The organism is Catenulispora sp. EB89 (assembly GCF_041261445.1).
In the GTDB taxonomy this organism is placed as follows: Bacteria; Actinomycetota; Actinomycetes; order Streptomycetales; family Catenulisporaceae; genus Catenulispora.
Genome location: NZ_JBGCCU010000045.1, coordinates 50,162 through 61,398, shown reverse-complemented (window position 1 = coordinate 61,398; position 11,237 = coordinate 50,162). Strand labels below are relative to the sequence as shown.

General features: G+C 69.9%; 8 protein-coding genes and 1 tRNA gene. 7 read left to right on the top strand and 2 right to left on the bottom strand.

Features of this window, described 5'->3' with window-relative positions:
• Window positions 1–183: 183 nt before the first annotated feature.
• Window positions 184–609 (top strand): MarR family winged helix-turn-helix transcriptional regulator, encoded by a 426-nt coding sequence (locus ABH920_RS48330; protein ID WP_370356311.1) that lies wholly within the window; start codon window positions 184–186, stop codon window positions 607–609.
• A gap of 727 nt (window positions 610–1,336) precedes the next feature.
• Here ABH920_RS48330 and ABH920_RS48325 read toward each other — a convergent pair.
• Window positions 1,337–1,423, bottom strand: a tRNA-Leu gene (locus ABH920_RS48325).
• Window positions 1,424–2,074: 651 nt separating this feature from the next.
• On the opposite strand from ABH920_RS48325, the gene ABH920_RS48320 reads away from it, so the two are divergent.
• The 6 genes from ABH920_RS48320 (at window position 2,075) to ABH920_RS48295 (ending at window position 10,789) form a co-directional block, all read left to right on the top strand.
• A complete protein-coding gene (locus ABH920_RS48320) occupies window positions 2,075–5,281 on the top strand; it encodes a SpoIIE family protein phosphatase (RefSeq protein ID WP_370356309.1) in 3,207 nt (1,068 codons plus the stop codon).
• 111 nt (window positions 5,282–5,392) lie between these two features.
• Window positions 5,393–5,992, top strand: a complete 600-nt coding sequence (locus ABH920_RS48315; RefSeq protein WP_370356307.1) for a sulfite oxidase-like oxidoreductase — start codon at window positions 5,393–5,395, stop codon at window positions 5,990–5,992.
• On the top strand, window positions 5,962–6,717 hold the full coding sequence (locus ABH920_RS48310) for a ferredoxin reductase (protein WP_370356305.1): 756 nt from the start codon (window positions 5,962–5,964) through the stop codon (window positions 6,715–6,717). Before ABH920_RS48315 ends, ABH920_RS48310 begins: the two co-directional genes overlap by 31 nt.
• A 2-nt stretch (window positions 6,718–6,719) precedes the next feature.
• The gene (locus ABH920_RS48305; protein ID WP_370356303.1) at window positions 6,720–7,124 is read left to right on the top strand and encodes a DUF6510 family protein; all 405 of its coding nucleotides are present in this window, start codon (window positions 6,720–6,722) and stop codon (window positions 7,122–7,124) included.
• A gap of 359 nt (window positions 7,125–7,483) precedes the next feature.
• Complete coding sequence (locus ABH920_RS48300) at window positions 7,484–8,191, top strand: G1 family glutamic endopeptidase (RefSeq protein ID WP_370356301.1); 708 nt, start codon at window positions 7,484–7,486, stop codon at window positions 8,189–8,191.
• A 234-nt stretch (window positions 8,192–8,425) separates the two neighbouring features.
• A complete protein-coding gene (locus ABH920_RS48295) occupies window positions 8,426–10,789 on the top strand; it encodes an LLM class flavin-dependent oxidoreductase (RefSeq protein WP_370356299.1) in 2,364 nt (787 codons plus the stop codon).
• Here ABH920_RS48295 and ABH920_RS48290 read toward each other — a convergent pair.
• A complete protein-coding gene (locus tag ABH920_RS48290) occupies window positions 10,723–11,121 on the bottom strand; it encodes a winged helix-turn-helix transcriptional regulator (RefSeq protein ID WP_370356297.1) in 399 nt (132 codons plus the stop codon). The genes ABH920_RS48295 and ABH920_RS48290 overlap by 67 nt on opposite strands.
• Window positions 11,122–11,237: the final 116 nt, after the last annotated feature.

The window sequence follows — 11,237 nt, the reverse complement described above, 5'->3', positions numbered from 1 at the left end:
AAACCGGCAGCCTCTACAACGAGGCCACAGCCTGGGCAAAACATGGCGAACCTCTCACTACTTGACAGGGCTAGCTACAGGGATGTCTTTCGATGCCAGGGCTCGATGTCGCAGCAATTTCTACAACTAAGCTGTACAGCTCGATTGTACAACCTGGCTGGTAAGTGCGCGTAGGCTGGCGCGATGGACGACCAGCAGCTGGCCGAAGAACTCCGCCAGGCGATCGGACGACTCGTACGAACCGTCCGCACCGCTGACACGATGCCCCCCGGCGAGGCCGCCGTCCTGGGCTACCTGGACCGCGATGGTCCCCTGACCACCGCCGACATCGCGCATCAGCGAGGAGTCAGCCACCAGTCGACAGCCAAGGCGGTCAAAGACCTCCTGACTCAGGGCCTGGTGCAGGCCGAGGCGCACCCCAGCGACGGGCGCAAATCGTTGCTCCACCTCACCCCGGCGGGAAGAAACCGCTTGGCCGAGGAGCGCCGCAGGCGCGCGGACTGGCTGGGCACCGCGATCAGCGATGCCCTCAGCTCGGATGAGCGCGAAACGTTAGAGGCGTCGCTGCCGCTTCTGTCGCGCCTGACCGTGTACTTGACGTCAAAGTAGGCCGGGCCGACCAGGACGTCGTAGCTGCCGGTGGTATCCGCCGGGCGCCGCCGCCGGGTGTGCAGAGGTCGAGGTTCTTGGCACGGGCGGGAAGAACGGTTGTGTTTCTCCGGGCGGTGGGCTGGCTTTAAGTACAGAGCAGGGAGGACGCCGTGCACGTTACGGATGCTCTTGGAGCTCAGCGGGTCGCAGGGCTCGTCGGTGTTCGGTGCCGGCTGGTTGGTTTCGAGGTGGTTGATCCAGGCGCCGATTTTCCGGGTGGTGATCTCGCTAGTGTCGTTGATCAGGCAGTTGCCGAACCCGGCAGGATGTGCAGAGCAAGAATGCGGCGGTAGCGGTGCCGGGTGCTTCCTTCAATGCCGGACAGGCTGTTCACCCACGCTGCCGCAAAGTCGATGAGCTCCGGAGTGTTGCTGGAGGCGGGTACGTCCTCCCCGGTCCAGCGCCGGTATGTGTTGGGGTCGACCCATCCGTACTCGGAACGTCTGCGCCTCGGATGACCCGTGGCCGTTCCGCCGGTGCGCCACTTCACTTGGTAGGACAACTGGGGCTTTTGTCGCCCTTCTTGAGCTTGCGTTCGCGGGGAACGATGTTGGCCATACCTGCCACGTTAGGTGCGCTCGGGCCGGTTTGGTGCTCGTTGGGCGAAGCGACTGCACACAAGCGTGCGCACATCCGACTGCATAGAAATGGCCTGACCTGTGTTACACAGGTCAGGCCATGATCATGGTGTCCGAGGGGGGACTTGAACCCCCACACCCTTAACGGGCACTAGCACCTCAAGCTAGCGCGTCTGCCATTCCGCCACTCGGACGAGTGTCTTGAGCCGATCTGCGGGTTTTTGCCGCCTTGATCCGCTCGCGTTGGGTCAACCATATCAAAAGTTGGGGGTGCTGTTTCAACAGGCTTCATGTGGCGGTGGGTGGGGCGGGTGGGCTCACTCTGACGGGTGATTGTTCGGACCTTTGGGGCGCGGGTTGGGGGTGCGGGGGCTGGTGCGGGGTTAGCTTCTGGTGGGTGCCGCTTACTTTCTGTGCAGGGATGGTGCGTCATCGGGAGTGTCTGGGAGTCGGAGTGGGGGCCCGCGCGGGCCCGGGAGCGGTTCTTCGCCGGTGAGGGTTTCGGTGGGGCGGCCGCTGATGGTGGTGTTGGTGCTGGTGGCGTCGGGTTCGGCGGTGCTGGTGGCGGCGCCGGGTGTGGCGTTGGCGGCCTTGGTGGCGCCGGTGCCGGTTCGGGGTTTGGTGCCTCTGGGCGTGGCTTCGGTGGTGGAGCCGGCGGGGTGTGGGTGGGGGCTTTCGGTGGGGCCGCTGGTGGTGCTACCGGGGCTGGTGGTGCTGGTGGTGCGGTGGGCTCTGGGGCGGTTGATGCCGGGGAGGCTGTGCGGGCGGCGATTTGGGCGTCGTGGCAGCGGTGTCGGGCCGGCGGGTTGGGGCCCGGGGATGTGGACCTTCCTTATGCGCCGGACATGGGTGCCGAGGAGTTGCTGTTGCGGGCTTCGGCGCCGGTGGTGGAGCGGTTGCACCGCATGCTGGTCGGGTCGCCGGTGTGCGTGGTGCTGACCGATGCCGCGGCTCGGGTGCTGGTGCGGCGGGCCGGGGAGCCGGGGTTGAATCGGCACCTTGATGCTGTGCAGTTGGCCGAGGGGTTCAGCTATCACGAGGCCGATGCCGGGACGAATGGGATCGGGACTGCTTTGGCGGAGGGGCGGCCGGCTGTAGTGCTGGCCGGGGAGCACTTCGCCGACCGTTTTCTGGCCTTCGCCTGTGCCGGCGTGCCGATCCGGGATCCCTTCAGTGGGCGGATCCGCGGAGTGGTGGACCTCACGTCGTGGCGGCGGGATGCCAGTCCGTTGATGGCGGCGCTGGCGGCGGAGGCCGCGGAGAACATCGAGCTGCGGCTGTTGGAGCAGTACTCGGTGAAGGAGCGTGCGCTGCTGGCTCAGGCGCGGCGGACCGGTGGGCTCGTCGCGGATCGGGTGGGCCGCGCCGACGGCCAGGACAGGAGCCAGGACGCCGGCACCGTGCGGCGCACCCGGGGCGAGCTGGTGCTCGCCCCGCGGGCCCGGCACGGCGCGGGCACCGACCCGGGCCACGGCGAACGCCGCGACCGGCAGCTCGTACGGGGCAAGGCGGCCGAACTGGTCGCGGCGGCCAGACGCGACGTGGTGACCATCCCGTTGCCCGGCGGCCGCCACGCCAAGTTGACGGCCCGCACCGGTCGCACCGCGGCCGGCACGGAGGTGGTCACGGTGGAAGCGGAGATGACGAGCGAGGCGGAAGGTGGAAGGACCGGGGAGAGAACGGTTGCTGGAGAGAAGACGAGTGCGCCGGCGCGGTTGCCGGGCGCGAGGCAGCCGGATGAGGTGCTGCAGGCGGTCGGGCCGCCAGGGCCAGCAGGATCGACAGGAACGGCAAGAGCGGCAGGGCCGGAGCCGAATCCGGTACGGACGATCGCCTCACAAGCCGAACAGCTCGAACAGGTCGACCATGTCGACCAGGTCGAAATGGCACTGTCGACGACTACAGGGACGCGATCCGGGACGGGCAGGAGTGGGGGCGCGACGTCGAGCACGTCCGTCCCGCAGGCCGCGTCCGCGATGCAACTGACGACAAGTGCGAGTGCGAAGACCACGGGAACGAGAACGGGAACGGCGCCGAACAAGACCAGCGCTCCGCTCCCCCACAACCGTGACCACGACCACGACCACCATGGCCAAGACCGCGAGCCGCAGCCGGAGCACGTCGAACCCGCCGAGCAGACACCACAGACCAAGCACGCCGAGCACGCCAAGTCAACCGGGCCAACCGAGCCAACAGAACCAACCGAGAAAGCCGACCACCCCATCCCCCTCCACCCCCCAATCCCCGCCGACACCCCCTCGGCGTCAGGCCACCAGCTCCCGCATTCCGCCGGCGGGCTGTCCCTCCTCGACACCGCCGCGCCCCACCCCTTCCTCGCCCCGCCCGGCGGCGAGCTCGTGATGGTCGGGGAGCCGACCGTCGGTCGCATCGCCGTGGCCGCGCGCCAGCGCCTGGCTCTCCTGCTGGACGCCAGCGGGCGCATCGGCACCACCTTGGACATGGAGCTCACCGGCGGCGAGCTGGCCGAGATCGCGTTGCCGGACTTCGCGCAGCATGTGGCCGTCGACCTCGCGAGCTGGGTCCTGGACGGCGAGGAGTGTCCGCCGCCCACCACCGAGGTGAAGCTGCGCCGCGTCGCGGTCCGCACCATCCGGCGTGGCAAGGTGCACCGGACGCCCGGAGCGCATGTCGCCTACAACGCCGCCACCGCGCAGGCGCGCTGCATGGCGCAGCGGCACACCGTCCTGGACGCGCAGCTCACCGCCGCGACCGCGGGCAAGCGCTGGGTCGCCGAGGATCCCGACAGCTCGGTGATCGCCGCGCCGATCATGGTGCAGGGCATGGTCCTGGGCGTCGCCTCCTTCTACCGACTGGGCAACGCGGACCCCTTCGACGAGGACGACATTCAGCTGGCCGGCGACCTCGCCTCGCGCGCCGCCGTCTGCCTGGACAACGCACGCCGCTTCGAGCGCGAGCGGGCCATGGCGCTGGCGCTGCAACGCAGCCTTCTGCCACGCGCGTTTCCGTTGCAGTGCGCCGTAGAAGTTGCGCACCGGTATCAGCCCGCGCAAGAGGGCGTCGGCGGCGATTGGTACGACGTGATCCCGCTGTCCGGGGGTCGCGTGGCACTCGTCGTCGGCGACGTCGTCGGGCACGGTATCCACGCCGCGGCGACGATGGGCCGGCTGCGCACCGCGGTCCGCAACTTCTGCGCCCTGGACCTGCCGGCCGAGGACCTGCTCAGCCAGCTCGACGCGCTCGTGGAGTCGATGGACGCCGACGAGGCCGAGGACCAGCGCGGCGTCGGGATCATCGGCGCGACGTGCTTGTACGTGGTCTACGATCCGGTCACCGGCATGTGCACGGTCGCCGCCGCCGGGCACCCCTCGCCGGCCGTGGTGGCCCGGGACGGCTCGGTGGACTACCTGGACCTGCCGACCGGCCCGCCGCTGGGCCTCGGGGGCTCGGCGTACGAGGCGGTCGAGCTGCCGATCGACGAAGGCAGCACCCTGGTTCTCTACACCGACGGCCTGGTGGAGAGCCGGGAGCAGGACATCGGCACCGGGTTGGAGCGGTTGCGGGCGGTGCTGGCCGGGCCCGGGCGCGATCCGGAGGAGCTGTGCGCGTCGGCGATCGGCGGGCTGCTGCCGGAGCGGCCCTCCGACGACGTGGCCCTGCTGGCCGCGCGGGCCCGGCGCACCACCCCGGACCGGGTCGCCACCTGGGACGTCCCGATCACGCCGGAGTCGGTGGCGTTCCTGCGCGCCGAGGTGTCGCGGCTGCTGCGCGCCTGGCGCCTGACCGAGCTGGTCTTCAGCACCGAGCTGATCGTCAGCGAGCTCGTCACGAACGCGATCCGGCACGCCACCGGCCCGGTCGAGCTGCGCCTGCTGCGTGACAGGGCCCTGATCTGCGAGGTGGCCGACGGCAGCAGCGTTTCGCCGCGGTTGCGCCGTGCGCAGACGTTCGACGAGGGCGGCCGCGGGCTGTTCCTGGTGGCGCAGCTCTCGCAGCGGTGGGGGACGCGGTACACCGCGCGCGGCAAGGTGATCTGGTCCGAGCAGCCGCTGCCGCCGAACGGCGACTACTAGCCGAGCCGGCTGGAGCAGCGAAAAGCTGGAAGAAATGCGCGCTGCCCCGCCGCCGGGCAGAATCGCAGTAGGCCCGGCCGGGACGGCGGGGCCCGGAAAGGGCGGCGTGCGATGGCGATCGTCTCGCGGGGCTTCCAGGGTCGACGGCGCTCGTCGGACCACCGGTTGCCGCCGGGGCAGTACGAGACCCGGGACTTCCCCGTGCTGTCGGCCGGGCCGACGCCGCGGGTGGACCGGGACGCGTGGCAGTTCAGCGTGGTCGCCGAGGGCGGCGAGCGGCGCAGCTGGAGCTGGCGGGAGCTGATGGCGCTGCCGGCCGAGCGTCCCGTGGTGGATCTGCACTGCGTGACCAAGTGGTCGAAGTTCGGCACCGCGTGGCAGGGCGTCTCCCTGGACACGCTGCTGGCGGACGTCGAGACCGAGGCCGAGTACGCCCTGGTCCACTCCTACGGCGGCTACACCACGAACCTGCCGCTCAAGGACCTGCTCGACGGCCAGGCCTGGATCGCGTACGGCTACGACGGCCGCGACCTGACGCCCGAGCACGGCGGCCCGGCGCGGCTGCTGGTCCCGCACCTGTACCTGTGGAAGTCGGCCAAGTGGGTGCGCGGCATCCAGCTGCTGGTGAAGGACGAGCCCGGGTTCTGGGAGAGCGCCGGCTATCACGACTATGGGGACCCATGGCGCGAGCAGCGGTATCAGGGCGACTAGGCGAGCGGCTGCGCTGGCGGGTCGCGACGCTGGTCGGACAGCGCGACGAGACGCCGACGACGCGGACGCTGCTGCTGGACGTGCCAGGCTGGCCGGGGCATCTGGCCGGCCAGCACGTCGACGTGCGGCTGACCGCCGAGGACGGGTACAGCACGCAGCGCAGCTACTCGATCGCCTCGGCGCCGGACGGTGCGCTGCTGGAGCTCACGGTCCAGCGGGTCCACGACGGCGAGGTGTCCCCGTACCTGGCCGGCGACCTGATCGACGGAGACCTGCTGGAGCTGCGGGGCCCGGTCGGCGGCTGGTTCGTGTGGCGTCCGGAGCAGACCGAGCCGGTGCTGCTGGTGGCCGGCGGGTCCGGGATCGTGCCGTTGATGGCGATGATCCGGGCGCGGCGGCAGCTCGGCTCGACGACGCCGTTCCGGCTGCTGTACTCCGTGCGGACGCCGGAGGACCGGATGTACGCCGACGAACTCCAGGTTCCGGATCCCGGCTTGGAGGTGACGTTCCTCTACACGCGCCAGGTTCCTGAGGGCTGGCCACGTTTTCCGTCCCGGATCACCGAGAAGGACATGGCCGCCGTCGCCTGGGCGCCCTCGATGCTCGCCACGAGCTATGTATGCGGCCCGACCCCGTTCGTCGAGTACGCGGCGGATCTGCTGGTCGAGCTCGGGCAGGCGCCGGATCGGATCCGTACCGAGCGTTTCGGCCCGACAGGAGGCTGATCATGTCTGTGCCCGCGTATGAGTACCCCGGCGGTCTCGGCGGCCCGAGCGGCGCCGGCAGCGGTGTCGGCGGTGTCGGGGCTGTTGGGGCGGTCGGGGCGTCCGTCCCGTTCAGCGACGAGCTCGCCGTCGGCTTCGTCGACGGCGAGTACGAGGACGGCAACGCCCTGGCCGGGCCGCTGTCCGAGCTCTTCGCGGTGGACGTGGCCTCGGCGCAGGGCCGCTGCACCGGCTGCGGCACGACCGGCCCCGTCGCGCAGCTGCGGGTGTACGGACCGGGTCCGGGGCTGGTGGCGCGGTGCCCGGCGTGCGGGCAGGTCGTGCTGCGGTTGGTGCGCGGCGCGGATTCGGCGTGGCTGGACTTGCGGGGGACGGTGAGTCTGCGGTTCCGGGTGGGCACCGACTGACTCGGCACTGCTTCGTACTGATTCAGTACACTGATATTCAAACGGCCCTGACGTGGACACTCGCGTCGGGGCCGTCGCGCTGTCCGCTCGGACGCCCCCGCCGAACCCCGCGCAGCGATGGTGCAAACCCCTTGCCCTCCCCTTGTCTTGATCCCGGTCTCTACTACGGTTCGCAGTCGCAACTCTCTGAGAATCGCCAGCTCACGCGCTAAATTGCCACCGACACGGTGAATCCCGGCGCACACGCCGTCCGGAATCGGATGACCTTTTCCTATTGAGTGTCCTGATACTGCTCGCTACGGTGACGCCACCAGGCCCCTTGCAGCGCGCCCCCACGCGCCCCCACCGAAGGAGCAAGTATGCGCAGGATCCTGATACGCATCGCCGCACTCGCCGCGGCCGCCACCGCCATCGCCCCGGTGGCCCCGGTCACCGCCGCGGCCACCGGAGCGGCGTTCCGGCCGCTGTCGTACAACACCAACGGCTACAACTGGGGCGGCTACGCCGCCACCGGCAGCGGGTTCACCTCGGTCGCCGCGACCTGGACCGAGCCGGCCGCCACCTGCAACTCCAGCAACGACCTGTACGCGCCGTGGGTCGGCATCGACGGCTACGGCTCCTCCACCGTCGAGCAGACCGGTGTCGCCACCGACTGCTCCAGCGGCAGCCCGGTGGACCAGGCCTGGTACGAGATGTACCCGGCGAACCCGGTCTACCTGAGCTCGAGCTCCTACCCGGTGCGCTCCGGCGACGTGATCCACGCCTCGGTCACGTACTCGGGCAGCAGCAAGTACAAGCTGACGCTGAACGACGCGACGCGCGGCTGGACGTACACCACGACCAAGAGCCTGTCCTCCTCGCGGGCCAGCGCCGAGGTCATCATCGAGTCGCCGACCGGCGCGTACCCGAACTTCGGCACGCTGCACTTCAGCGCCGCGACGATCAACGGCAAGTCGCTCAGCTCGGCCAACCCGACGGCGCTGGACCCGTCGAACGGCGTGTACGAGGCGCACACCAGCGCGATCTCCGGCGGCACCAGCTTCACCGACACCTTCGAGCACGAATAAAGACGTGACCCTTGGGGCCGTCGAATAAGACGGCCCGGGCCCTCCCTCCCCCACCGATCGGCCGCGGCGTGGTGACACGCCGCGGCCGATTGCTTTTCGGCGGTGGTGGCGATGGTGGCTGTGCTGGCGGTGGCGGTGGTGGCGGCGATCGCTGCGGAATTCCACTAGGATTTTCGTAGTTACTCTGTTCGGAGTAGCAGGACAGCGGCAGCGCCGTCAGGAGGAGGAACCGACATGCCCGACTATGGCCATGACCTGCGGTTCGGGACGTTCATCACGCCGCAGAACCGGGACCCCGAGACGCCGGTGGCGCTGGCGCGGCTCAGCGAGCAGGCCGGGCTGGACCTGGTGACGTTCCAGGACCACCCGTACCAGCCGGCGTTCCTGGACACGTGGACGCTGCTGTCGTGGGTGGCGGCGCGGACCGAGCGGATCCACCTGGCGGCGAACGTGCACAGCCTGCCGATGCGGCCGCCGGCGGTGCTGGCGCGCTCGGCGGCGAGCCTGGACCTGCTGTCGGGGGGACGGTACGACATGGCGCTGGGCGCCGGCGGGTTCTGGGACGCGATCGCGGCGATGGGTGGGGTTCGGCGCTCGCCGGGGGCCGCGGTGCAGGCGGTCAGCGAGGCCGTGGACATCATGCGGGCGATCTGGGATCCGGACGAGCGCGGCGGGGTACGGGTCGACGGGGAGCAGTACCAGGTGGTCGGGGCCAAGCGTGGTCCGGCGCCGGCGCACGACATCCCGATCTGGATCGGTGCGCTCAAGCCGCGGATGCTGCGGTTGATCGGGGAGAAGGCCGACGGGTGGTTGCCGAGTCTGTTCTATTTGCAGGACGGCGATCTGGAGCGTGGGCAGCGGGTCATCGACGAGGCCGCGGTGGCGGCGGGGCGGGATCCTCGGGAGATTCGCAGGCTGCTGAATATCTCGGGGGCGTTTTCGTCGCAGGGCCAAGGGTTTTTGCAAGGGCCGGCGGAGCAGTGGGCTCAGGAGTTGCTGCCGCTGGTTGTGGAGTCGGGTGTCAGTACCTTTATTCTCGCCAGCGATGATCCGCGGGACATTCAGACGTACGCCGAGGAGGTCGCGCCGCGGTTGCGGGAGTTGGTGGAGGCGTCGCGGCTAGCGGCGGGGACGGTTGGAGTCGCTGGGACCGCCGGAACCGCTGGGATCGCTAGGATCGCTGGGATCGCTGACGGGGAGGTGGTGCGCAGCCCAAAAGCCCTGAGGCTTCGGCGTAGCGGGATCGCTTATGACGCGGTGCCGGTGTCGTTGCGGCGGTCGGCGGTCGAGCCCGGGGACAAGGAGTACGAACGGGTTCGGTCGACGTATGTGCGAAGCGGTTCGCCGGGGTTGGTGCTGCGGCCGGAGTCGGCGCAGGGGGTGGCTGACGCGCTGGGGTTCGCGCGGGAGCAGGAGGTTCCGCTGGCGATACGCAGCGGCGGGCACAGCATGGCGGGGGCGTCGACGAACGACGGCGGGGTGGTGGTGAGTCTGGCCCGGTTGAAGCGGGTCGAGGTGGTGGATGCGGCGGCCGGGTTGGTGCGGGTTGAGGCGGGGGCGCGGTGGTCTCAGGTTGCTGAGGTGCTGAGGCCGCATGGGTTGGCGATCAGTTCTGGGGATTATGGGGGCGTGGGGGTTGGTGGGCTGGCCACGGCCGGCGGGATCGGGTTTTTGGGGCGGGAGCACGGGCTGACCATTGACCATGTCGTCGCGGTGGAGATGGTGTTGGCCGACGGGACGATGGTGCGGGCGGATGCGGGGCGTCATCCGGAGTTGTTTTGGGCGGTGCGTGGGGCGGGGGCGGCTTTGGGGGTTGTGACAGCGTTCGAATTCGCTGCTCGGCCGGTAGAGGATGTGGTTTTCGGGCGGTTTATCTATGACGGCGCCGATCTCCCGGGCGTGCTTGAGCGGTGGGGTGAGGTTGTGGAGGGCGCGCCGCGTGCTCTGACCAGCTTTTTGTACGCGGGTGGCGGTGGCGCTGGCGGCGGGCAGGTGCAGGTGCAGGTCATGGCGGTGTTCGACGGGGCGGATGACGCGGAGGCGATTGCGACTTTGACGCCGCTGTTGGATGTGGGGCCGGTGCTGGGGCAGAGCGCGCAGCGGGTTCCTTATGCGGCGATCGTGCATGCTGACGACGCGCCGTATCAGGGCGGGAGTGTGCGAGGGCCGTTGCTGAGCAACGGGTTCGCGGAGCATTTGACGCCGGCTTTGACGCGTGAGGTGGCGGGGGCGTTGCGGGGCGGGGTGACGCAGTGGTTGTCGATACGTGCTGTGGGCGGGGCGGTGAATGATGTCGCGGCGTCGGCTACGGCGTTCCCGCATCGGCACCAGAACTTCTCGGTCGCGGACATCGGGCGGCGGGAGCCGGAGTATCTGGCGTATTGGGATCGGATGCGGAGGTTCACGGATGGGCTGTACGTGAACTTCGAGACGGACACGCGGCCTGAGCGGCTGGTGGATGCGTTTCCCGGGGAGGCTTTGGGGCGGTTGCGTCGGGTCAAGGCGGAGTATGACCCGGAGGATGTTTTCGATCAGGCGATCGCTCTGGGGCCGCTTGGCGGGGTGGGCGCCGAGGGGTCGGGCGCCGAGGTGAGGTGATCCTCGGCCCAGTCGGCGACCTGCTCCAGGATCGGAACCAGCGCCTGGCCGGCCGGCGTGAGGCCGTACTGGACGCCGGGCGGCCGGGCGTCGGTGACGCAGCGTTCGACAACACCGGCCGCGGCCAGCTCGCCTAGGCGGTCGGAGAGCACGGAGTCGCTGATCGGCCCGATGCGGCGCCGCAGGTCGGCGAACCCCGCCGGGCCGGGGGCGAGGACGGCGACGATGAGGCCGTTCCACCGCTTGCCGAGCAGGCCGAAGGCCCGACCGAGAGCACGTTCGCAGGCCGGCGCGTCGTGGTTGAGGCGTGCGCGCGGGGTGGCCTTGGGCATGGGGTCAGTCTAGCTCGGCGGGGCGGAGGTACTTGTTTTTTCGAAGCTGGTGGGGCGGGGCACGTGGTTGACCGCTGGAGCGGGCTGGTGGTGGTTTGACGCGCGCATCTAGGGGC

Coding starts and splice junctions, on each gene's coding strand:
- ABH920_RS48295 (WP_370356299.1), top strand. CDS start 8,426: ATGCCCGACTATGGCCATGACCTGCGGTTCGGGACGTTCATCACGCCG.
- ABH920_RS48290 (WP_370356297.1), bottom strand. CDS start 11,121: ATGCCCAAGGCCACCCCGCGCGCACGCCTCAACCACGACGCGCCGGCC.
- ABH920_RS48330 (WP_370356311.1), top strand. CDS start 184: ATGGACGACCAGCAGCTGGCCGAAGAACTCCGCCAGGCGATCGGACGA.
- ABH920_RS48315 (WP_370356307.1), top strand. CDS start 5,393: ATGGCGATCGTCTCGCGGGGCTTCCAGGGTCGACGGCGCTCGTCGGAC.
- ABH920_RS48310 (WP_370356305.1), top strand. CDS start 5,962: ATGGCGCGAGCAGCGGTATCAGGGCGACTAGGCGAGCGGCTGCGCTGG.
- ABH920_RS48305 (WP_370356303.1), top strand. CDS start 6,720: ATGTCTGTGCCCGCGTATGAGTACCCCGGCGGTCTCGGCGGCCCGAGC.
- ABH920_RS48300 (WP_370356301.1), top strand. CDS start 7,484: ATGCGCAGGATCCTGATACGCATCGCCGCACTCGCCGCGGCCGCCACC.
- ABH920_RS48320 (WP_370356309.1), top strand. CDS start 2,075: ATGGGTGCCGAGGAGTTGCTGTTGCGGGCTTCGGCGCCGGTGGTGGAG.